Annotated in this window: 21 protein-coding genes and 1 pseudogene; 12 read left to right on the top strand and 10 right to left on the bottom strand. The window is 58.6% G+C overall.

All coding sequences use genetic code 11. The features are described from left to right. Nucleotides 1-60: 60 nt before the first annotated feature. Both prpB and NA619_RS00245 read right to left on the bottom strand, forming a co-directional pair. Nucleotides 61-948 carry a methylisocitrate lyase gene (gene prpB, locus NA619_RS00240; RefSeq protein ID WP_255958850.1) on the bottom strand — a complete coding sequence of 296 codons (888 nt, stop codon included), beginning with the start codon at nucleotides 946-948 and terminating at the stop codon, nucleotides 61-63. Next, nucleotides 945-1,666: pseudogene (locus NA619_RS00245) on the bottom strand (GntR family transcriptional regulator). The gene prpB and the pseudogene NA619_RS00245 overlap by 4 nt, the downstream one beginning before the upstream one ends. Nucleotides 1,667-1,926: 260 nt before the next feature. On the opposite strand from NA619_RS00245, the gene NA619_RS00250 reads away from it, so the two are divergent. The 4 genes from NA619_RS00250 to pabB are packed head-to-tail and all read left to right on the top strand — an operon-like array spanning nucleotide 1,927 to nucleotide 6,374. Then, the gene (locus NA619_RS00250) at nucleotides 1,927-2,463 is read left to right on the top strand and encodes an ATP-dependent zinc protease (protein WP_255959527.1); all 537 of its coding nucleotides are present in this window, start codon (nucleotides 1,927-1,929) and stop codon (nucleotides 2,461-2,463) included. Between the two features lie 4 nt (nucleotides 2,464-2,467). Further along, nucleotides 2,468-3,994 carry an inactive transglutaminase family protein gene (locus NA619_RS00255; protein WP_255958851.1) on the top strand — a complete coding sequence of 509 codons (1,527 nt, stop codon included), beginning with the start codon at nucleotides 2,468-2,470 and terminating at the stop codon, nucleotides 3,992-3,994. Between the two features lie 3 nt (nucleotides 3,995-3,997). Further along, complete coding sequence (locus NA619_RS00260; RefSeq protein ID WP_255958852.1) at nucleotides 3,998-4,981, top strand: alpha-L-glutamate ligase-like protein; 984 nt, start codon at nucleotides 3,998-4,000, stop codon at nucleotides 4,979-4,981. 52 nt (nucleotides 4,982-5,033) lie between these two features. Beyond that, a complete protein-coding gene (pabB, locus tag NA619_RS00265) occupies nucleotides 5,034-6,374 on the top strand; it encodes an aminodeoxychorismate synthase component I (protein ID WP_255958853.1) in 1,341 nt (446 codons plus the stop codon). An 84-nt stretch (nucleotides 6,375-6,458) separates the two neighbouring features. On the opposite strand, the gene thrH is transcribed toward pabB, so the two are convergent. Next, nucleotides 6,459-7,076, bottom strand: a complete 618-nt coding sequence (gene thrH, locus NA619_RS00270) for a bifunctional phosphoserine phosphatase/homoserine phosphotransferase ThrH (protein ID WP_255958854.1) — start codon at nucleotides 7,074-7,076, stop codon at nucleotides 6,459-6,461. Nucleotides 7,077-7,258: 182 nt separating this feature from the next. Here thrH and NA619_RS00275 point away from each other — a divergent pair, with 182 nt between their 5' ends. Continuing rightward, nucleotides 7,259-7,993 (top strand): phosphoadenylyl-sulfate reductase, encoded by a 735-nt coding sequence (locus NA619_RS00275; RefSeq protein ID WP_255958855.1) that lies wholly within the window; start codon nucleotides 7,259-7,261, stop codon nucleotides 7,991-7,993. A 139-nt stretch (nucleotides 7,994-8,132) separates the two neighbouring features. Here NA619_RS00275 and cysB read toward each other — a convergent pair whose 3' ends face one another. Together cysB and NA619_RS00285 are read right to left on the bottom strand one after the other, a co-directional pair. After that, nucleotides 8,133-9,107, bottom strand: a complete 975-nt coding sequence (gene cysB, locus NA619_RS00280; RefSeq protein WP_255958857.1) for an HTH-type transcriptional regulator CysB — start codon at nucleotides 9,105-9,107, stop codon at nucleotides 8,133-8,135. A gap of 193 nt (nucleotides 9,108-9,300) precedes the next feature. Further along, nucleotides 9,301-10,251 carry a putative 2-dehydropantoate 2-reductase gene (locus NA619_RS00285; protein ID WP_255958859.1) on the bottom strand — a complete coding sequence of 317 codons (951 nt, stop codon included), beginning with the start codon at nucleotides 10,249-10,251 and terminating at the stop codon, nucleotides 9,301-9,303. A 268-nt stretch (nucleotides 10,252-10,519) separates the two neighbouring features. On the opposite strand from NA619_RS00285, the gene NA619_RS00290 reads away from it, so the two are divergent. After that, a complete protein-coding gene (locus NA619_RS00290; protein ID WP_255958861.1) occupies nucleotides 10,520-11,596 on the top strand; it encodes a 3-deoxy-7-phosphoheptulonate synthase in 1,077 nt (358 codons plus the stop codon). Between the two features lie 41 nt (nucleotides 11,597-11,637). Here NA619_RS00290 and NA619_RS00295 read toward each other — a convergent pair whose 3' ends face one another. After that, nucleotides 11,638-11,925 (bottom strand): GNAT family N-acetyltransferase, encoded by a 288-nt coding sequence (locus NA619_RS00295; protein ID WP_255958863.1) that lies wholly within the window; start codon nucleotides 11,923-11,925, stop codon nucleotides 11,638-11,640. A 414-nt stretch (nucleotides 11,926-12,339) separates the two neighbouring features. On the opposite strand from NA619_RS00295, the gene NA619_RS00300 reads away from it, so the two are divergent. Continuing rightward, nucleotides 12,340-12,594 carry an Lpp/OprI family alanine-zipper lipoprotein gene (locus NA619_RS00300; protein ID WP_025241419.1) on the top strand — a complete coding sequence of 85 codons (255 nt, stop codon included), beginning with the start codon at nucleotides 12,340-12,342 and terminating at the stop codon, nucleotides 12,592-12,594. A 79-nt stretch (nucleotides 12,595-12,673) separates the two neighbouring features. Here NA619_RS00300 and NA619_RS00305 read toward each other — a convergent pair whose 3' ends face one another. The 3 genes from NA619_RS00305 to NA619_RS00315 form a co-directional block, all read right to left on the bottom strand. After that, on the bottom strand, nucleotides 12,674-13,636 hold the full coding sequence (locus NA619_RS00305; RefSeq protein ID WP_255958866.1) for a L,D-transpeptidase family protein: 963 nt from the start codon (nucleotides 13,634-13,636) through the stop codon (nucleotides 12,674-12,676). Nucleotides 13,637-13,706: 70 nt separating this feature from the next. Further along, nucleotides 13,707-13,988, bottom strand: coding sequence for a hypothetical protein (locus NA619_RS00310; RefSeq protein ID WP_255958868.1), 282 nt, complete (start codon nucleotides 13,986-13,988; stop codon nucleotides 13,707-13,709). A 44-nt stretch (nucleotides 13,989-14,032) separates the two neighbouring features. Further along, a complete protein-coding gene (locus NA619_RS00315; RefSeq protein WP_255958869.1) occupies nucleotides 14,033-14,638 on the bottom strand; it encodes an arylesterase in 606 nt (201 codons plus the stop codon). Between the two features lie 10 nt (nucleotides 14,639-14,648). Here NA619_RS00315 and NA619_RS00320 point away from each other — a divergent pair, with 10 nt between their 5' ends. The 5 genes from NA619_RS00320 (at nucleotide 14,649) to NA619_RS00340 (ending at nucleotide 20,714) form a co-directional block, all read left to right on the top strand. Continuing rightward, nucleotides 14,649-15,335 (top strand): ABC transporter ATP-binding protein, encoded by a 687-nt coding sequence (locus tag NA619_RS00320; RefSeq protein WP_255958870.1) that lies wholly within the window; start codon nucleotides 14,649-14,651, stop codon nucleotides 15,333-15,335. Continuing rightward, complete coding sequence (locus tag NA619_RS00325) at nucleotides 15,332-17,833, top strand: ABC transporter permease (protein ID WP_255958872.1); 2,502 nt, start codon at nucleotides 15,332-15,334, stop codon at nucleotides 17,831-17,833. The genes NA619_RS00320 and NA619_RS00325 overlap by 4 nt, the downstream gene beginning before the upstream one ends. 65 nt (nucleotides 17,834-17,898) lie before the next feature. Further along, a complete protein-coding gene (greB, locus tag NA619_RS00330; RefSeq protein WP_255958874.1) occupies nucleotides 17,899-18,396 on the top strand; it encodes a transcription elongation factor GreB in 498 nt (165 codons plus the stop codon). 303 nt (nucleotides 18,397-18,699) lie between these two features. Continuing rightward, nucleotides 18,700-19,641: a triacylglycerol lipase gene (locus NA619_RS00335; RefSeq protein WP_255958877.1), complete on the top strand. Its 942-nt coding sequence runs from the start codon at nucleotides 18,700-18,702 to the stop codon at nucleotides 19,639-19,641. A 50-nt stretch (nucleotides 19,642-19,691) separates the two neighbouring features. Continuing rightward, nucleotides 19,692-20,714: a lipase secretion chaperone gene (locus NA619_RS00340; protein WP_255958880.1), complete on the top strand. Its 1,023-nt coding sequence runs from the start codon at nucleotides 19,692-19,694 to the stop codon at nucleotides 20,712-20,714. A gap of 4 nt (nucleotides 20,715-20,718) precedes the next feature. Here the strand turns inward: NA619_RS00340 and NA619_RS00345 are convergent, their stop codons facing one another. Then, the gene (locus NA619_RS00345; protein ID WP_255958882.1) at nucleotides 20,719-22,128 is read right to left on the bottom strand and encodes a transglycosylase SLT domain-containing protein; all 1,410 of its coding nucleotides are present in this window, start codon (nucleotides 22,126-22,128) and stop codon (nucleotides 20,719-20,721) included. Nucleotides 22,129-22,285: the final 157 nt, after the last annotated feature.

Genomic DNA, 22,285 nt, shown 5'->3' on the forward strand with positions numbered 1-22,285 from the left:
AAATCACGTTGAAAAATGGTTCGCAAAGACCCCTTTGGCAAACCCATCGGGGCCTTCTCGTCAGCTTTTTTTCTGGGCGAAGAGCGCGTCGAGGTGCTGCTCGAATGTGTGGTAGTTGATGCGATCGTAGAGCTCCATGCGGGTCTGCATGGTATCGATCACGTTCTTCTGGGTACCGTCACGACGCAGCGCGGTATAGACGTTCTCTGCCGCCTTGTTCATGGCACGGAATGCCGACAGCGGGTAAAGCACCAGGGATACATCGACACCGGCAAGCTCTTCGGTGGTGTACAGCGGGGTTGCGCCGAACTCAGTGATGTTGGCCAGGATTGGCGCCTGGACGCGGTCAGCGAAGGTCTTGTACATCGCCAATTCAGTAATCGCCTCGGGGAAGATCATGTCTGCCCCCGCCTCGATGCATGCTGCCGCGCGATCCAGCGCCGACTCCAGCCCCTCGACCGCCAGCGCATCGGTGCGCGCCATGATTACGAAGCTGTCATCAGTGCGTGCATCGACGGCGGCCTTTATGCGGTCGACCATTTCCTGCTGCGAAACGATCTCCTTGTTCGGACGATGACCGCAGCGCTTGGCGCCCACCTGATCTTCGATATGAATCGCTGCCGCGCCGAACTTGATCATCGACTTGACCGTCCGCGCCACGTTGAACGCGGAGGAGCCGAAGCCTGTGTCGACATCCACCAGCAGCGGCAGGTCGCAGACGTCGGTTATGCGCCGAACGTCGGTCAGAACATCATCCAGGCCGGTAATACCCAGATCGGGCAAGCCCAACGATCCTGCCGCGACACCGCCACCGGACAGGTAGATAGCCTTGAAGCCGGCACGCTGGGCGAGCAGCGCATGGTTGGCATTTATGGCGCCAACCACCTGTAAAGGATGCTCGCTGGCAACCGCATCGCGAAAACGCTGGCCGGGGGTAGGAAGTGTCATGCCTCACCTCTTGGTTGTGGGGTCTGTTGCTGAGCCGGAAGATAATGCCGCTCGATGTTGCGCTTGGATGCGCAGATATGGCGCCGCATCAGCAGCTCCGCCAGTTCACCGTCACGGTCGGCGATGGCGTCGAGAATTCGATGGTGCTCGGTGAACGCCTGACGAGGGCGATTCGGCGTGGCCGAGAACTGGATGCGATACATGCGCACAAGCTGATACAACTCGCCGCACAGCATCTGAGCCAAGGTGCGATTGCCACTGCCCTGAATGATCCGATAGTGGAAGTCGAAATCTCCTTCCTGCTGGTAGTAGCCCACCCGGCTTGAAACGCCTCGTCTCGCTCATGGGTATCCAGCACACGGCGCAATTCTTCGATCTCCGCCTCACTCATGCGCTCGGCAGCCAATCGGCAAGCCATTCCTTCCAGCGACTCACGGATTTCGTAGAGTTCGATCAATTCCGCATGGTTGAGCGAAACCACCCGGGCACCGACGTGTGGGACACGCACCAACAGTTTCTGGCCTTCTAGGCGATGAATCGCCTCGCGCAGCGGCCCGCGGCTGATACCGTAAGTACGTGCGAGTTCGGGCTCAGAGATTTTGCTGCCCGGCGCGATATCGCCTTTGACGATGGCTGCCTGAATCAACCGAAAGACGTGTTCAGACAAGGTGCCGCTGTCGATCTGATCAGGGCGATGGCTTTCCAACGCATCCAGCATATTGTTGACACCTGCATCAATAGTTCGCACAAACTAAGCCTGTGGACACAGTGAGTCAACTGATACCAAGGTCGATTGTCGACAATCACCTTCGGTAGATTAGATCGCAGTAGCTTGATGGTCAGGCTTTAATCCAAGTCGCACACGAGAACGCCCGTGCTAGAATGCGCCGCTATATGCCGCGCTTGGCGTCTGCTTCGCCACGCTCAACCCGCAGGTCGACATTTCGGCCGCTCCTATCGACTCGACTCACTGGACCTATGCTCGCTAAAAGCCGTTTCCTGTTGCTGTGCCTTGTAAGCTGTCCGCTTCTGGTCCTCGCCAATGAAAAAACCGTTTACGGCCTGAACGAGCACGTGGCCTTACCCGATTTTGGTATCGAGGTACCCGCGAAACTCGATACGGGTGCGCAGACGGCGTCGTTGAGCGCTCGCGACATTGAGCGATTCAAACGCGATGGTAAAAACTGGGTACGCTTTTATCTGGCGCTCGACGAGGCGCACAATCAGCCCATCGAGTTACCGTTGCAGCGCATCAGCAAGATCAAGCGACGCGCCGGCGACTTTGATCCAGAAGAAGAAAAAACCTACACACCCCGCCCGGTCGTCGAGCTCGACCTGTGCATGGGCAAGGCTAAACGCAGCATTGAAGTGAACCTCACGGACCGAACTGCATTCCAATACCCACTTTTGATCGGTTCCGATGCGCTTGCTCGCTTCGAAGCCCTGGTAGACCCAAGCCTTAAGTACGCTGCTGGCAAGCCCGGCTGCATCAACGAATCAGACGCTGACGAGTAATTCAATGCGCGCTCTTACCCTGCACCTGAAAGTACTGATTTTTATACTCGTCACGCTGGGCATCGCGATTACCGCGTACCAGATATTCATTCTCGGCATACCGGTGACCGAAGACGAAACCGACGACCTTTGGAACATCGACGCGAAAATCGAATTTCAGGCCAGTGCGCGTGAGCCGGTAAAGCTGCAGATGTATGTGCCGCCGCTGAATCAGGAATTCGTCAGCCTCAACGAAAGCTTCATCTCCAACAATTACGGCGTGAGCATCAACCGAGCCGACGGCAACCGTCGGGTCACCTGGTCCGCACGACGCGTCAATGGCAACCAGACGCTTTATTACCGACTGGTTCTGACCCGGCGCTACAGCGGCGAACAGACCAAGGCCACCGGCCCGATCTTCCGCGACAGCATCCCGGTCGAGGGTGCCGAGAAAATTGCCGCAGAAGCGTTGCTTTCACCTATACGGCAGCATTCGGCCGACGTTGAAACCTTCATCAGCGAAGCCATTAAACGTGTCAACAATGCCAATGACGACAACGTCAAGTTGTTGCTTGGTGGCGATTCCTCAACCCCGAACAAAGCGCGAGTAATCGAACTGCTGCTTTCGATTGCCCACGTGCCGATGGAGCGCGTGCACACGGTGCGACTGCTGGCCGACATGGCGCAGTCACCTGAGCTCTGGCTGCGGAGCTTCAACGGCGACAAGTGGTTGTACTTCAACCCGGAAACCGGCGAGCAGGGGCTACCGAAGGACCGCCTGGTCTGGTGGACAGGTGATGATCCTCTGTTGACGCTCGAAGGCGGGCGCAACGCGCAGGTGACCTTCACACTTAACAGCAGCGAGATGAACGCAATCCGTCTAGCGAAGCTGACCGACGAAAATACCGACGCGGATTTTCTTGAGTATTCGTTATACGGACTGCCGCTGCAGACCCAGCAGACCTACCAGATCATGATCATGATCCCGATTGGCGTTCTGGTGATTCTGATCCTGCGTAACCTCGGCGGTCTCCAGACCCTGGGGACATTCACACCCGTACTGATCGCCCTCGCCTTCCGTGAAACCCAGATCGGTTTCGGCATCATTCTGTTCACCGTAATCACCGCACTCGGCTTGTCTTTGCGCTCGTACCTCGAGCACCTCAAGCTGCAAATGCTGCCTCGACTCTCGGTCGTACTGACGTTCGTAGTGGTGTTGATTGCGGTGATAAGCCTGTTCAGCCACAAACTGGGCCTGGAGCGCGGCCTTTCCGTGTCGCTGTTCCCGATGGTCATTCTGACCATGACCATCGAGCGTCTCTCGATCACCTGGGAAGAGCGCGGCGGCGGTCATGCCTTCAAAGTCGCGGTCGGCACGCTGATCGCTGCAGCGCTGGCATTCATGCTGATGAATATTCCGGAGCTGACCTACTTCATCTTCACCTTCCCTGCAGTCCTGCTGATCATGGTCGGCTTCATGCTTGCGATGGGTCGCTACCGCGGCTACCGCTTGACCGAACTGTTTCGTTTCAAAGCCTTTTTGAAGGATTGAGCCATGTTCGGTCTAATCAAGACGTGGAAGGCTCTTGAAGCCAAGGGCATCATGGGTATCAACCGCCGCAATGCGGACTATGTGCTCAAGTACAACAAGCGCAACCTGTACCCGATCGTCGATGACAAGATCATCACCAAAGAGCGGGCCATAGAGGCCGGCATCGATGTGCCGGAGATGTACGGGGTCATCGAAACCGAACGCGATATCGAAAAGCTCAAAGATATCGTCAAGGACCACACCGACTTCGTAGTCAAACCAGCCCAGGGCGCAGGCGGCGACGGAATTCTCGTCATCGCCGATCGCTTCGAAGGCCGCTACCGGACCGTGTCGGGCAAGATCCTGACCCACGACGAAATCGAGCATCAGATCTCCAATATCCTTACTGGCCTGTATTCGCTTGGCGGGCACCGCGACCGCGCGCTGATCGAATACCGCGTTACGCCGGATCCCATCTTCAAAAGCATCAGCTATGAAGGCGTACCGGACATTCGCATCATCGTCCTGATGGGCTATCCAGTGATGGCCATGCTGCGCTTGCCCACTCGGCAGTCCGGCGGCAAGGCCAACCTGCACCAGGGTGCGATTGGTGTCGGAGTTGATCTGGCCACGGGCATCACGCTGCGAGGCACATGGCTGAACAACAAGATCAGCAAGCATCCGGACACCACCAATGCGGTGGATGGCGTACAGCTGCCCAACTGGGACGGCTTCATGAAGCTCGCCGCCGGCTGCTATGAATTGTGCGGGCTGGGCTACATCGGCGTCGACATGGTGCTCGATCAGGACAAGGGCCCGCTGATTCTCGAGCTAAACGCTCGCCCGGGCCTCAATATCCAGATCGCCAACGACTGCGGCCTCACTCACCGGGCCCACGCGGTAGAACATCGGATTGCCGACCTCAAGGAAAAGAACGTACAGGAAACGCCGGAAGAGCGGGTCCGTTTCGCCCAGGAGCTGTTCGGCCACATTCCGACCCATACGTGAGCCTGAGTGCTAGCGGCTGCACATCCAGCCGCGTCCGGACCGTAATTTCCAGATGACCTTCTGCACCCTGCACCCACTTCCCTATCATCCCGACCCGGCGCATTGGTTCGAGCGCATCCATAGTGCGCCGGGAGCGGTATTGCTCGATTCCGGCCGGCCGGTTGCCGAGCGCGGCCGATACGATTTGCTAAGCGCCTGGCCTGAAGTAACACTCGAGCCAGATGAGGGTGAGACGGGGGCAAGCTTCTTTGCTCGACTCCGTAACGCACTGAAAAGCCTTGGTGCAGCCGAGCCCCCTGCGAATCTCGAAATCCCATTTACTTGTGGCCTGCTGGGCTTTCTCGGATACGATTTCGGCTCACGACTCGAGCGGCTGCCGGCTACTGCCACTCAGGATCTGACACTGCCCGCAGCCCGATTCGGCGTCTACGCCTGGGCGTTGATAAACGACCACCACTGCCAAACCACGTATCTGATCTTTCACCCCCAACTGGCGAAAGATCTCCAAGCTCACCTGATAAGTCTTTTCGAGTCGGAGCCCAAGCACGAGCGCACAGCATTCAGGCTCCTCGCGCCGTTTTCAGCCGATACGCAGCGCTCGGAATATCGGCAGGCAATCGAACGGATCCATGATTACATTCAGGCCGGTGACTGCTATCAGGTCAACTTCGCTCAGCGCTTTCGCGCCCCTTGCGCTGGCAACCCCTGGCAGGCATACCGGGCCCTGCGCGCCGCTTGCCCTACCCCATACTCCGGCTATGTGGCTCTAGACGACGGCGCTGTCGTGAGCCTCTCTCCCGAACGCTTTCTGCGCCTGGCAAAAGGGCTGGTCGAGACCCGACCGATCAAAGGCACGCGCCCTCGACGGAGCAATCCTGGAGAAGACCGAATAGAAGCTCAGGCTCTGCAGAACAGCACGAAAGACCGAGCCGAAAACCTGATGATCGTTGATCTTTTACGGAACGACCTGGGGCGCAGTTGCGAAATAGGCAGTGTGCAGGTACCCGAGTTGTTCTCGCTTGAAAGCTATCCGAATGTCCACCATCTGGTCAGCAGCGTTAGCGGGACCCTGGCCAGCGGCAAGGACGCACTGGACCTTCTTGAGGGCAGCTTTCCAGGAGGGTCGATAACAGGCGCTCCGAAAATCCGAGCGATGCAGATCATTGATGAGCTGGAAGCTACCCAACGCTCGATCTACTGCGGGTCACTGCTGCATCTGGATGTACGAGGCGAAATGGATAGCTCCATCGCCATTCGCACGCTATTGATCCAGAACGATCAGGTCACGTGCTGGGGCGGTGGTGGGATCGTCGCGGACTCTGACTGGCAGGCCGAGCACCAGGAAACGCTGGACAAGGTCAGAGTACTGATGGAGACATTGGAGAGGCTCTAGCTAGCCCCCCGCCTCGCGCACGCAATGGTGGATCCATGAAGCCTGATCCACCATTCGCCGTCGGCCTTCAAGCGCGGAAGCGCCTCAGAGCTCCAGCGTGCGATTCGAAGCCTTGAGGAATTCCTGCTTCAGCTCACCGAAGGTGTGCACCGCCGGGAACTGTGGAAATTCACGAATCACATTGTCCGGGGCATGAAAGAGAATGCCGGCATGCGCTTCGGCAAGCATGGTGGTGTCATTGTAAGAATCGCCTGCAGCGATGACGCGGTAATACAGACTCTTCAAGGCGATAACTGATTGGCGCTTGGGGTCTCTTTGGCGCAACTCGTAATTGACGACGCGCCCTGCTTCATCCGTGATCAGACGATGGCAGAGCAGCGTGGGAAAGCCCAGCTGACGCATCAACGGTTGAGAAAACTCGTAGAAAGTGTCTGAGAGAATCACCACCTGAAAGCGCTCTCGCAGCCAGTTGACGAATTCGACAGCTCCCTCCAGCGGTTTCAGGGTGGCAATCACGGCCTGGATATCCGCCAGCTTCAGGCCATGCTCGTCGAGGATGCGAAGGCGCTGTTTCATCAGCACGTCATAGTCGGGAATGTCCCGCGTGGTCGCCCGGAGCGATTCAATTCCGGTGGCTTCGGCAAACGCGATCCAGATTTCCGGAACCAGCACACCTTCCAGGTCGAGACAGGCTATTTCCACGGGCTATTCCTCAGGCAGAAAAATTGAAGCGGCACTCTAACGGCACGGGCGAGGTGACGCAACGCGGCGCCTTATTCATTAAAGTTAGGGACTTCTGCCACAAACGTTATTTAGCGACATAAAGCCTATTTGTTAACATCCGCGGCCATAGAGCGCCAAGCGCCAACCAAGGAAGCCGCCTGATGAGCCAAACCATCGAAGTAACCGAGCTGGCAGCAGCCTATGCTGGCAAATCCCCGCAAGACATTCTGAAGTTGGCCTTCGACCTGTTCGGAGATGACCTCTGGATTTCGTTCAGCGGCGCCGAAGATGTCGTCTTGGTCGATATGGCGTGGAAGTTGAACAAAGGGGTCAAGGTGTTCAGTCTGGACACTGGCCGCCTGCACAGCGAGACCTACCGCTTTATCGAACAGGTCCGTGAGCACTACGGCATTCCCATCGAGATCATGACCCCCGATCCGGCTCTGTTGCAGCCGATGGTCAATGAAAAAGGGCTGTTCAGCTTCTATCGTGATGGTCATGGCGAATGCTGTGGAATCCGCAAGATCGAGCCGCTTCGCCGCAAACTATCCAATGTCCGTGCGTGGGCGACCGGCCAGCGCCGGGATCAGAGCCCGGGCACTCGCAGCCAGGTGTCAGTTCTCGAAGTCGACGCTGCTTTCTCCACGTCCGAGCACTCGCTTTATAAATTCAATCCACTGGCACAGATGACCAGCGAGGAAGTCTGGGGCTACATCCGCATGCTGGAGCTGCCCTACAACAGCCTCCACGAACGCGGGTTCATCAGCATTGGCTGTGAACCATGCACACGCCCTGTGCTGCCAAACCAGCACGAACGCGAAGGTCGCTGGTGGTGGGAGGAGTCCACCCAGAAGGAGTGCGGGCTGCACGCCGGCAATCTGATTGCCAGAAGTTGATTGCACCCTGAATCAGGAGCGGTGGAGCGAGGGAGATGAATCAAGCTGACCGCTGCAGGCGAACCAGACGCTGCAAGCCTAACGAAGTACGGCTTCCCGACCATACCGAACCGGAAGGCATCCGGTTCGGTAGAACTCACTAGAAAGTCGGGAGTTCGACGTCTTCGAACAAGTGATCGACTTCAGATTTATTCCGACACTGCACCGCCTTCTCCAGCATTTCCCGGTTCAGATGCGGGGCGAAGGTTTCGATGAAATCGCACATGAAACCGCGCAGGAAAGTGCCACGGCGAAAGCCTATCTTGGTCACGCTTGATTCGAACAGTTCGCTGGCGTCCAGTACCACCAGATCCGGATCGAGCTTCGCATCGACCGCCATACGCGCGACGATGCCAACGCCAAGGCCCAGTCGAACATAGGTCTTGATGACATCGGCATCCGCGGCTGTGAAGACCACCTTTGGCGAGAGGCCTTTATGGCTGAATGCCTCATCCAGCTTGGATCGACCGGTAAAGCCAAACACATAAGTCACGATGGGATGCTCGGCCAATGCCTCCAGGGTGAGCTTGTCCAGCTTTGCCAGAGGATGTCCCTGCGGCACCACTACGCAACGATTCCAGCGATAGCACGGCATCATCACAAGATCACCAAACAGCTCCAGCCCCTCCGTCGCAATGGCGAAATCCACCGTGCCGTCAGCCGCCATTTCCGCGATCTGCATTGGCGTGCCCTGGTGCATGTGTAGGGACACGTCCGGATACTGCTTGATGAACGCACTTATCACCTGAGGCAAGGCGTAACGGGCCTGGGTATGGGTCGTCGCAATGCTCAGCGTGCCGCGCTTCTCGTTGGAAAACTCCTGTGCGATCTGCTTGATGCTTTCGCACTTGCGCAGGATCTCACCAGCAGTGGTGATGATGCGTTCGCCAGCGGGCGTGACGCGAGTCAGGTGCTTACCACTGCGCGCGAAAACCTCGACGCCTAACTCGTCTTCTAGCAGTCGGATCTGTTTACTGATGCCAGGCTGGGATGTGAACAGGCTTTGCGCCGTTGCAGAAACATTGAGGTCATGATGCGCCACCTCCCAGATGTAACGCAGTTGCTGAAGCTTCATAGAGATCCCTCAAAGGCCAGTAGCATTGAGCGCTACCTCTTTTTTATAACTTCGTGCGCCAGAATTTGAGAATTCTAGGCCATTTCCGTATGAATCGCCTGCGAGCACCGCACGGAAATTGCGGCCTCGTTTGAGCTTAGCAGGCCGGTGGGAATCCACTGCTGCCCGGCTCAGCAACTGAGCACCTCCTCAACTAATCGGCCATTCGCGCAGATATGAAACGCAACGATTGGTACAAGGCCTCGGTTTTGGGCATTGCGAATCCGGCCTCGGCTGCAGCAGCGAGCGGCGCAGCATATATCGCGTCGAGCTCCATCGGGCGTCCCTGAATATGGTCGTGGTACATGCTTGGCAGGTAATCAGGCATGTGATCGGTGGAAGCCATCATCCGGTCCACCAGCACCTCAGGGAGTGGGTGTCCGCATGCAGCTGCAGCTCCGAAAGTTTCCAGCATGATCGATCGGACAAGAGCGCGACTGTCGGGATTGGCCATCAAAGGTGCAGTGCCAGCCCCAAGCAGTACCGAAAGGCCGTTATAGGGCATGTTCCACACAAGCTTCTGCCAGCGCGCCTGATTGAGATTGGCGGCCGCATTGGAGTCAACCCCCGCCGCACGGAACATCGCAACGCCCTCTTCCACCAAGGCCTGTTGCTCCTGAGGGCTTGCGGGTCCCGAATGGTAGCCAAGGTTGACGCCACCCAGTGCCTGATGCTCGACCACGCCCAGTGCGGAGCGGTGTACACAGATGAAGCAGAGGCCGCCGAGCAGATGTAGGCTGTCCGGCAGAACGTTTCGCAGTTCGTCCTCGACACCCAGTCCGTTTTGTAAAACCACAACCCGGGCATCCGGCGCTGCCACCTGCTCGATCAGGGGAGCGAGTGCCTGGTTGCTGGTACTTTTGGCGCCGACCAGCACCCAGTCGCACATAGGCATGTCTGACGCATCACCATAGGCCTGAACGGAATCGAGGTGTAACGAGCCATGCACGGCGCTGTTGATCTGCAAGCCATTCTGCTTGACGGCCTGGTACTCGCTGCGCAGTAGGAAATGGACGTCATATCCGGCACGGGCAAGCATCACGCCGTAGAACCCGCCGATAGCACCAGTGCCGATGATGCCGATTCGAGGTTTGAGTGCGGTCATTCGTGAACTCCAGCTGCGGACAAATTGATCGCGCGTGGCGGCGCGCATAGATGTGCATAACCATATCAGCGTCCCGGGGCAGCGCCCAGTCGCGCTACGCGTCCGTCCTTAGGGTCAGGGCGCCTAAGGCCAAAGTCCCACTTCAATATCATTGTCGAGCCGACTCATTACGCGATAAGGTTCCGCTTCCCCGCTGCGCCCTCAAGCTCTGCTCCGCCGCACCGGGATTGGCTGGCGGACGGCATCCGTGACCCCCGACGAGAACACGATGGCTGATTTACCGATCGATGACCTTAACGTTTCCTCCAACGAGACACTCATTACGCCGGAGCAGTTGAAGGGCGAGATCCCCCTGACGCCCACCGCGCTGAAGACCGTCTCCGAGGGACGCCAGGTAGTACGCGACATCCTCGACGGCAAGGATCATCGCCTATTCGTCGTGATAGGCCCTTGCTCGATTCACGACCTCAAAGCAGCACACGAGTATGCCGAGCGCCTGAAGGTGCTTGCCGACAAGGTATCCGACAGTCTCTACCTGGTAATGCGGGTGTACTTCGAAAAGCCGCGCACAACGGTCGGCTGGAAAGGCCTGATCAACGACCCTTACATGGACGACTCTTTCAAGATTCAGGACGGTTTGCACATCGGCCGCAAACTGCTGCTAGACCTTGCCGAGCTAGGCTTGCCAACTGCCACTGAAGCGCTCGACCCGATCTCCCCGCAATATCTGCAGGACCTGATCAGCTGGTCGGCGATCGGCGCGCGGACTACCGAATCGCAGACTCACCGGGAAATGGCATCAGGTCTGTCCTCTGCGGTTGGTTTCAAGAACGGAACGGATGGCAGCCTGACCGTGGCGATCAACGCACTGCAATCCGTCTCCAGCCCCCACCGCTTCCTGGGTATCAATCAATCCGGCGGCGTTTCGATCGTGACGACCAAAGGTAACGCGTACGGGCATGTAGTGCTGAGAGGCGGCAATGGCAAGCCGAATTACGATTCGGTCAGCGTCGCGGTATGCGAGCAGGAGTTGAACAAGGCAGGCATCAAGCCGAACATCATGGTGGATTGCAGCCACGCGAACTCCAACAAGGATCCGGCGTTGCAGCCACTGGTGATGGAGAATGTAGCCAACCAGATCCTCGAGGGTAACAACTCGATTGTCGGACTCATGGTGGAGAGTCATCTTGGCTGGGGAAGTCAGCCTATCCCGAAGGATCTTGCGGATCTCAAATATGGTGTATCGATCACTGATGCGTGCATTGATTGGGACGCGACCGAGAAAGCCATCATGAGCATGCACGCAAAGCTGAAGGATATATTGCCGCAACGCGCCCGAAACTGAGGCGTACAGCGCCTAGATAAGCGCCGCTCGCCGGCGTTTTTTTATGCCTCGTCTACGTTGCCCGCATTTTCCCGGCGCTCGATGTACCACTCCACATAGGAGCAGGATGGAATGACCGTGTAACCCTCACTGGCGGCAAACTCAAGCGCATGCTGTGTTAGCACGGCCGCCACTCCTCTGCCGCGGAGCGCATCGGGAACGAAGGTTCTATATATATCCAGCGTCTGCTTACCCAGATCGACATAGGCCAGATAGGCGCGATGGCCATCCACGGTGGTCTCGAACTGACGGGTCGTTCGATCATGGTGGATGGTTAAATTGTTGGTCATCTCGCCTCCTCGACAGCTTTGCTCTGTCGGATTTTCCGTGAGACCGCTGCAGCGTGCGATCCCGTTTATTCTTGTTAGCTGGACGCCGCATGCTACCGCCGGTTAAGTCTTCGCTTCAATTGCTTAATTGACAGGCAAAACGCTTTCAGCCAAAGCGTTAATACTCGTTATGCGAAGCGCGTCTGGCATGCAACTTTTAAGGTACGGCGCCGGTCCATGTACCGAGGGCACCGGCTCGCTTTGATTGTTTTTCAATCAACTTGGCTGGCAAATGCCGTGAAAAGAGTGAGCTTGCAGAAAAATAGTAGTAGCCACTGCATGCTTCAGTTTACTTAGTGCAACTAATCGGTAGTATGTGCGCGCCAACTTTCCATAACGGAAGTTGCCATGGATTTCATCCTTAAGGGGAACACGATGAACAACGTTCTGAAATTTTCTGCTCTGGCTTTCGCCGCAGTTCTGGCTACTGGTTGCAGCAACAGCATGACCAAAGAAAGCGAAGCCCGTCTGACCGCGACTGAAGACGCCGCTGCCCGCGCTCAGGCTCGTGCTGACGAAGCGTACAGCAAGGCCGACGAGGCTATGCAGGCTGCTCAGAAGGCTCAGCAGACTGCTGACGAAGCCAACGAGCGTGCACTGCGTATGCTGGAACGCGCCAGCCGCAAGTAAGCTTCAGGCAAGAAAAAGCCGACCATCGCGATGGTCGGCTTTTTTGTGAGCGTCATTCAGGCCAAACAGCACACACCTTTTAGAAGATCTGCTCTTCCTGAGCGGCGAGCGCCTGCCCCTGATCAGCGATCTGGATTGGCAGTCCATCTTCCCCAGCTATAATCTCGCGCACCATCTCCCAATCCAGCTGCAGTACACCAGCCGACTCGTCACGCTTGAGCAAGGTATTCACCACCACCGCATGCTTGTCCATGAGAGTCATGTGCTTGTCTTCGTCTTGCAGGGGGGTATGTGCTTCCAGATAGATCTTTCCCTGGCTCAGACCGAACTTGTAAGGCTCGTCGATGATCCGCACTGACGTGCCGACTTTGACCAACCCGGCCAACTCCAACACGTTGTGATTGAGCATGCGGAAGCAGCCGTGGCTGACGCGCATACCGATGCCGAATTTCTTGTTCGAGCCGTGTATGAGGTACCCGGGCAGCGCCAGATTCATTTTGTACGGCCCGAGCGGATTGTCGGGTCCGGGCGGCACCACCTTTGGCAATGGATCGCCATCGGCCGCGTGCTCGTCGCGGATGGACTGCGGCGGATACCAGGCTGGATTGCTCGTCATTGCCGAGATGCGAGTATTGCCAACGGGTGAGCCCCACCCCTCACGGCCAATGCCCAAAGGAAAGGTGTGCACCACGTTTTCGCCTTTGGGGTAGTAATAAAGGCGGTATTCAGCCAGGTTGATCACGATGCCTTCGCGCGGCCCAGGTGGCAGGATGTATCGCGTGGGCAGAATGATGTCCGTGCCTTCGCCAGGCAACCAGGGGTCGACCCCGGGGTTAGCCGCAACCAGTTCCAGATAACCCAGATCATGCGTCTCGCCCAGCGCTGCAAAGGTATCCTCATACCTGGCCTTGATGACCTGAATTTGCCCGACGACATCCTCGCCTTCCGGCGGCAGTGGCAACTCGAGGGCAGCAGATTGCCCAGCCAACAGCAAAGCAGCGAATGACACACAGGAGGCGACTGCAGACGCACGCGAGAGCATTCAGGGTTTCCTTGGATATACAGAGGGCATAGTGATGGCGATTGTACTCGAAGCGGCTGCGCCCGCCGAGCTACCAGACGCTGGCGGCAGACGGAAGGCCTTTACGCTGCGCACTGAGCGCATCGCGACAAGCCGGGCAGAGACGACGGTCCTTGAGGATAGAGCGCTCCAGGTCCTGCCAAAGGGGGCGAGCCGGCAGGAAACCTCCACAAAGCGTCCGATCCACTCTTCCGCTCAGTTCCAGCTGGCGCAGTGCAAGATGCAGACGATTTTCGCGACAGGCGAACAGGTCGAACTGCTCGTCCGGGACGATGAGTCTATAGGCAAAAAGGGACCAGGCTGGGCGCGGCATCTGAGGCTCCGAACGAGGGGCGCGACAGTAGCCGCGCGCACGCATCAAAGCAAGGGTTCGAGCACCGGCCAGACGTTATCCAGCAACTGCTGCTGCGCCCCTGCAGTGGGGTGTATGCGATCGGCTTGCATCATCCCCTCAACCCCGCCTACACCCTCAAGCAAAAACGGCACGTACGGCAAATCTTTTTCTTCCGCTAGCGAGTCGAAGGCTTGCGCAAATGCAGTCGTGTAACGTTGCCCGAGATTGGGTGGCATGCGCATGCCGAGCAGCACGACCTGGGCGTCAACCTCCTGCGACTGCTTAACCATCGCCGCCAGATTCTGACGCAGCTGCGCAGGTGGCTGACCGCGCAATCCATCGTTGCCGCCTAGCTCGATGATCACCACGTCCGGCTCATGTTCGGTCAGCAAGGTCGGGAGCCTTGCCAGCCCCCCACCGCTTGTGTCGCCACTGATCGAAGCGTTCACCACGCGATAATCGAGCTTCTCTGTTTCAAGGCGTTGCTGCAGCAGGTGTACCCACCCCTGGCTGGTTTCCAGCCCGAAAGCCGCACTGATACTATCCCCGACCACCAGCACCGTCCCCGCAAAGGCTCCATGAGCCCAGCACAGCAATACCAGGGCCCCACCTCTCAGCCAATTTCGCATCGGAATCTCCATGAGCGCCAGCATTCTGTACGCCCAGAACCTTAGCAAAGTGGTACCCAGCGCGGAAGGCGAGCTGGCAATACTCGACGACGTGTCACTCAGCCTCGACAAGGGTGAAAGCCTCGCCATCGTCGGCACCTCCGGGTCAGGCAAATCGACCCTGCTCGGTTTACTTGCGGGGCTCGACCTGCCCAGCTCGGGTGAGGTGCAGCTTGCAGGTCATCTGCTCGGTGGCCTGGATGAAGACCAGCGCGCTCGCGTTCGGGCCGAGAACGTCGGCTTCGTCTTTCAGTCGTTCCAACTGCTCGACAGCCTCAACGCACTCGAAAACGTGATGCTCTCGCTTGAACTGCACGGCCGCCGGGATGCGCAGGCAAAAGCTACTGAACTACTGGATCGTGTCGGACTGGGCGCGCGCCTGCATCACTATCCTCGACAGCTCTCCGGAGGCGAACAGCAGCGCGTCGCTGTGGCACGCGCATTCGCCGCGGAACCCACTGTACTGTTCGCCGACGAGCCGACCGGCAATCTCGACAGTCACACCGGCGCAACCATCACAGAGCTGTTGTTCGAACTGAACAGGGAACGCGGCACCACACTGGTGCTGGTTACCCATGATGAACGTCTGGCTCAGCGTTGCCAGCACCTGCTTCGACTTGAAGGTGGTCGCGAACTTCGTGATGAGTTGACCCGATGAAGCACGTGCCTATCAGCCGCTTGGCACATCTCGCCCTGCGCCAGCTCATGCGCGACGCGCGCGCCGGCGAGCTACGGGTATTGTTCTTCGCATTGCTGATCGCCGTCGCAGCAAGCACTGCCATAGGTTACTTCGGCGCGCGGCTGAATGACGCCATGTTGTTGCGAGCCACCGAGTTTCTGGGGGCGGACCTGGTATTGCGCGGCAGCGCGCCCACCGAACCGGGACAGATTGAAGCAGGCGTCGAGCGAAAGCTTGAGCATGCGCAGGTTGTGGAATTCTCAAGTGTCGTCGCAACGGACGACAACCTTCAGCTAACCAGCGTCAAGGCAGCTGACGACAATTATCCCTTGCGAGGCGAGCTCCGCAGCGCTGCAGCGCCCTACCAGCCTGAACAACCTGGGCCAGGTCCAAGGCCAGGCGAAGCCTGGGCCGAAGCCCGCCTGTTCGCCGCTCTGGATCTGCAGATCGGCGACCTGATCGAGGTCGGCAACAAACAGCTGAAGCTTAGCCGGGTGCTGACATACGAACCCGACCGCGTGGGCGATTTCTACAGCCTCACGCCACGTGTACTGATGCATCTCGATGACCTGGATGCCACTGGCGTGGTGCAACCGGGCAGCCGAGTAACCTACCGAGAGCTGTGGCGTGGAGAAGCGGCGCAGCTGACCGCCTACGAGACAGCCGTAAAGGCGGATCTTCAACCCCATCAACGCATCGAAACAGCCAAGGACGGCAATCGCCAGATCGGCGGTGCGCTGGGGCGCGCCGAGCGTTATCTGAATCTAGCCAGCCTGGCGGCCGTGCTGCTTGCCGGTGTTGCAGTGGCCCTGTCGGCCGCACGTTTTGCCGCTCGCCGCTTCGATGCGAGCGCGCTTCTAAGATGTCTGGGACTGTCCCGGCGGGAAGCGCTGACGCTCTACACCCTGCAGCTTGCCTATCTCGGAGTTGTTGCCAGTGCGGTGGGCGCCCTGCTTGGCTGGGCTGCTCAACATGGCCTGTTCTTCCTGCTACGCGAGCTAGTGGTCAGTGAAGTACCACCGGCCACGCTCTGGCCAGCCCTGGCTGGCATCGCCACAGGCCTCGTCGCACTGGCAGGCTTTGCCTTGCCGCCCCTGGCAGCACTGGGCCGAGTACCACCACTACGCGTACTGCGCCGCGACATGCTGCCAATCCCACCGAGCTCCTGGCTGGTATACGGCGCAGCGATTGTCGCGCTCGGCTTGATCATGTGGCGCCTAAGTCTGGATCTGAAAATAACCCTGGCTCTGCTGGGCGGCGGCATGCTCGCCACGGTAATCCTTGGCGGCCTGCTGCTTTTGGCTTTGAAGGGCCTGCGGCGCGCGCTTTCGGGCGCGTCCCTGACATGGCGCCTGGGCCTTGGACAGTTACTACGCCATCCGCTAGCAGCAGCCGGACAATCGCTGGCCTTCGGTTTGATCCTCCTGGCCATGGCGCTGATAGCCCTATTGCGTGGAGAGCTGCTCGATACCTGGCAGGATCAGTTGCCCGCAGACGCCCCCAACCACTTCGTGCTGAACGTCCTCCCTGCCGATAGGGACGCGTTCGCCGCCCGCATCGAGGCGCTCTCGGATCACGCTGCACCGCTGTACCCGGTGGTGCCCGGTCGTCTGGTCGCTATCAACGGCGAACCGGTGCGCCAGCTGGTCAGCAAGGAAAGCCAAGGCGAGCGAGCCATTCGCCGAGACCTCAGCCTGACCTGGGCCCAGGATCTCCCTTCGGATAACAGGCTTACCGCTGGCGAATGGTGGGATGGCTCGTCTGGCGAGCTGCCTGGAGTTTCGGTTGAAGCCGAGCTCGCCGAAAGCTTGCAGGTAAAACTGGGAGACACCCTCAGCTTCACGGTGGGCGGCCTGACGCGTGATGCCAGCGTGACCAGCCTTCGCGAGGTGAACTGGGACAGCTTTCAACCCAACTTCTACATGATCTTCGAACCGCAGACCCTGCAGGACGTCCCTGCCACCTACATGACCAGTTTTCACCTGCCAGAGGGCAAGGACCGCGAACTTGTTAAGCTGGCCAGAGACTTCCCGTCGGCCACGATCCTGCAGGTTGAGGCGTTGCTTACTCAACTGCGCAGCATCCTCGCGCAGGTATCGCTGGCAGTGGAATACGTACTCATGTTCGTTCTGGCCGCAGGCCTGGCTGTGCTGTTTGCCGGACTGCAAGCGACGCTGGATGAACGAATCCGCCAGGGGGCGCTGCTCAGGGCGCTGGGCGCAGAACGCAAACTGCTGCTCCGGGCGCGACGGACCGAGTTTGGTGTACTGGGTGCCGCAAGCGGTCTGCTTGCCGCGCTGGGATGCGAACTGGTCAGCGCACTGCTCTATCACTTCGTGTTCGATCTGCGCTGGCAACCCCATCCCTGGCTGCTGATCCTCCCGCTGATCGGGGCGCTGCTGGTCGGCACCGCAGGGGTGCTTGGGACGCGTCGAGCGCTCAATGCGAGCCCGCTTAATGTATTGAGGGAAAGCTGAGCAATGCAGGCAACCGGTTCGACTGGCGATAGAATGTCCAACCTTCACGCCTGACCGGAAAGACCATGAGCCGTTACCGCCCGCCTCGCCCTGCCGGCACCCCGCTGATCACGCCAGAGGGCGAGGCGCGACTGCGCGCCGAGTTGCACGAACTTTGGCACGTGAAACGTCCGCAGGTTACCCAGTCCGTCAGCGAGGCCGCGGCACAGGGTGATCGTTCGGAAAATGCCGAGTACACCTATGGCAAGAAAATGCTGCGTGAGATCGACAGTCGCGTCCGTTTCCTTACCAAGCGCCTGGAAAAACTCAAAGTGGTTGCCGACAAACCCAGTGACTCGGGAAAAGTCTATTTCGGCGCATGGGTGACGGTTGAAGACGAAGATGGCGAACAGGCTCGTTATCGGATCGTCGGACCGGACGAACTGGAACTTCGTCAAGGCTTGATCAGCATCGATTCGCCGCTAGCGCGCGCTCTGGTTGGCAAGCCGCTGGACGCCGAGGTCCAGGTGCAGACGCCGACCGGACCGAAGCTCTGGTACGTCGTTGCCATCGAGTACGTCTGACCGATAGGTTTTTATGCGACCAGTAAGTCATTAAAATCATCGATCTTGGCTTGATTTTCGTCGAAATCTCCAATCATCACCTATCTACTCAACGTGCTGTTCCATCGGGTAACAGGCGTTCCATCATCCATCTAAACGCGCCTGCCCGACGAATCAAGCGGCACGACGAGCTAGAGCCTGCGCGGCCGTGACATACCAAGGTTGGCATGAATGCTGCGATTGTCACGCTTGCAGTACGCGCAGTGCGCGGTGAATGGCGAAGGATTGCCCAACGTCCTGTTCACCCACTGATTGAGTGCACACATGAATAAAAACAAAACGTTGCTTGCTCTGTGTTTTTTCGGTTCGGCCATCGCCATTTCCGGCCATGTGCAAGCCGCGGCGTCCGGCTCCGGCTACACCCAGACCCGCTACCCCATCGTGCTTACTCACGGCATGCTTGGCTTTGACAGCATGCTCGGTGTCGATTACTGGTACGGCATTCCTCAAGCGCTTCGTCGCGACGGCGCCCAGGTCTACGTAACGGAAGTCAGTCAGCTCAACACCTCGGAGCTAAGGGGCGAAGAACTCCTGCAGCAAGTCGAAGAGATCGTGGCGATCAGTGGCAAACCAAAGGTCAACCTGATCGGCCATAGTCATGGCGGCCCGACTGTGCGCTATGTTGCAGCGGTACGACCGGATCTGATTGCCTCCGTTACCAGTGTCGGCGCGCCACATAAGGGCTCCGACGTTGCAGACCTGATTCGCAAGATTCCGGAGGGATCCGGTGGCGAAGCCATCGTCGCCGGGTTGGTCAATGGCATGGGCGCGCTGATTCACTTCCTGTCCGGTAGCCCGAGTACCAACCCGCAGAACTCCCTCGGCACCCTCGAATCACTCAATAGCGAAGGCGCGGCCCGATTCAATGCGAAATATCCGCAGGGAATTCCCACCAGCCAATGCGGCGAGGGCGACTACAAGGTCAACGGTGTTCGCTACTACTCATGGAGCGGCACCAGCCCGCTGACCAATCCCCTGGATGTGAGCGATGCGATGATGGGTGCAGGCTCGCTGGCTTTTAGCGAAGCCAACGACGGCCTGGTCGGTCGCTGCAGCTCGCACTTGGGCATGGTCATCCGCGACAACTACAGGATGAACCACCTGGACGAGGTCAATCAGGTCCTGGGATTGACCAGCCTGTTCGAAACCAGCCCGGTAACTGTCTACCGCCAGCACGCCAATCGCCTGAAGAACGCAGGTCTCTGAGACTCGAGCGGGGCCGACCAGCCCCGCTCCCTGAGCATAAGGCATCACTTATGAGAACTCTTGCCGCCCTCTTGCTGTTGACGCTTACCGCTAGCGCCGTAATTTACTGGCGCGATTCACCCGTATCACAACTCGCGCAGACGCCCAGCGAGGCGGCGCCCCTTTTGTCTCATCCGCTCCGGCCTGAACAGCAGCCCTTTCAACCCCAACTCACACGGGCCGTGCAACCCGCCGTGAACACCCGGCTTCCGCCCTCCTTCACAGGTACTCAAGTCGATGGTCAGCTTCGTGCAGACCCTGCGGGGAATCTGATTGTCGATGCAGACGTCCGTCATGCGTTCGATTATTTCCTTGCATCAATAGGCGAAGAACCGATCGCCGCCAGCGTCACACGGCTGCAGCGGTACATCCAATCGCAACTTCCTGAACCTGCTGCGCGCGATGCCACACAGCTGTTAAGCCAGTATCTGGACTACAAACGACAATTGCTGGTGCTCGAAAAAGACCATATCCAGCAGCCAGACCTAGACGCGATGCGGGCGCGACTAAGTGCGGTCCGGCAATTACGCGCCAGGATTTTCGATAGCGCAGCTCATCAGGCGTTTTTTGCGCTGGACGAAGCGGCGGATGGCTTCACGCTGGAGAGATTAGCCATCCGACACGACCCGACCTTGAGCGCATCTGAGCAGGGAGCGGCGCTGGATCGATTGCGCAGCAGTCTGCCAGCAGAGCTGCAGGACACGCTCGCAATACAGCTGCAGGGCGAGCTCCGTGAGCGAACCGGCGCGTTACAGGCCAGCGGAAGCACCTCGGCCGACCTGCGTCAGTTGCGCCAACGGTTAGTCGGTAACGCTGCAGCTGAGCGCCTGGAGCAACTCGACGCCAAACGCCGTGACTGGCAGAGCCGCGTCATGGCTTACCGCCAGGAGAAAAGCCGCATCGAGAACAGCCGCGGGCTAGGCGAAGCCGACAAGCAGACGGCCATCCAACGCCTGGCATCCCAGCGATTTGATGGCAACGAGCGGCTTCGCCTGGAGGCGGCCGAACGCCTGCTTACGGTTGAGAATGGCTGACTGTTTACTTGGCGGCGCTTTGCGGGCCGCCTTCGAGCAGATAACGCTCACGTGTGTAGGCCAGGTAATACTTGTTGACTGCATTTACGTAGCTCACTACGCCCATGCCCATGGTCGACATGGCGACCCGCTCAACCTGGAAAAACCATTGATCAGGGTTCAGTCCCTGGCGACGCGCCTCCGCTCGCAGGGTTTGAACCCGTTGTGGCCCGAGATTGTAGGCAGCTAGTACGAACGCCATGCGTTCGCGCTCATTCAGTCTGGGGCTCGCGAAGTAGTTGCGGCGAATGTTCGCCAGATACTTCGCACTGGCAAGCACGTTGTTGTCGAGCTTGCCAATGTCTGTGACACCCATGCTGCGGGCGGTTGCCGGCGTAACCTGCATCAGCCCCGTTGCGCCAGCCGCGCCTCTCGCGGACGGGTTGAGGGTTGACTCCTTGAATGCCAGCGCAGCTAGGTTGAGCCAGTCGATATCCTGTTGCTGAGCATGCAACTGCAAGGTCGGCCGGACCTTTTCCAAGCGTTGGCGACCAGTGCGATCGAGCGGATATTGCACACGGTAGAGCCGTCGATAAACGCGCTCGAACGCTGCGTCCTGGTTGACCGGCGCGCTGTAGTGCTGCAGGAAGCGATCGACGCTGGCATGCAGCATGCTCGCATCTTTGCGTAGGAACCAATGCATGTCGGCCGCTTTGCCCAGGGTGAGCCGAGACTCGACACGAAGTTTGGGCAGCACCTTCGCCCAGCGATCTGCGATGGTCTGCTCGACCACGGTTGCCGGATATACGCCGGCCTGAACCATCTCCAACACATCCTCGACCGCGAGCGAGGGGTCTACCCACTCGACCGCGATGGGTGCCCGACCGGCCTGCATCAGCTTCTGATTGATCTCTTCAAGCGCCGAGCCGGCAGCGCTACCAGCCGACAATGCCACGCTGCGTCCAGACAACTGCTCGAAGCTCTTGTATCGAGTGCTGCCCTGACGGCTGACCAGCACCATCTGAACCGCGCCGACGACGGCCTGGCTTCGACTTACCTGACGCGCAGCACCTAACGGCAGGAGTTCTCCCGGCGCTACCAGATCGCCCTCCCCGCGCTGCAGAGCACCAAGCAACTGATCCTTCGCCTTTGGAATCAACTTCAAGCGGATTGCAGGACCTTTAGCGCCGCGATTCAAGTACTGTTCGAAAGCGCGCAACCGAACGGATTCCACGCCGATCGCTTCGCCTTTTATCTCGCCGGAGCTGTTGCGGCTCTGATTGACGAGGACCCGCAGTACGCCGCTACGACGGATTTCGGCAAGATCGCGAACGGTATCCGCCGCTTGCCAGGCTTGAGGCCCCATTACGCGCGCAGCTGCCGGCCAAGGCGCAAGCGCCAGTAGACAGAGCAGAAGGGCGGATAATCGGGTCATGAAGGGGTATCGGCTCGAATGACACAAAATACAGAGCAGCCAACAGCCGCGGGCGCGAAGATTGTCACAGCTGTAAGGAAGCCGCTAGCGCAACTTCTAGCCTGACATTAGATATGTATTACAAGCTACTGTTTTACATAGTTATATTTTGAATTCA

This window comes from Stutzerimonas stutzeri (genome assembly GCF_024448895.1).
GTDB lineage: Bacteria > Pseudomonadota > Gammaproteobacteria > Pseudomonadales > Pseudomonadaceae > Stutzerimonas > Stutzerimonas stutzeri_Q.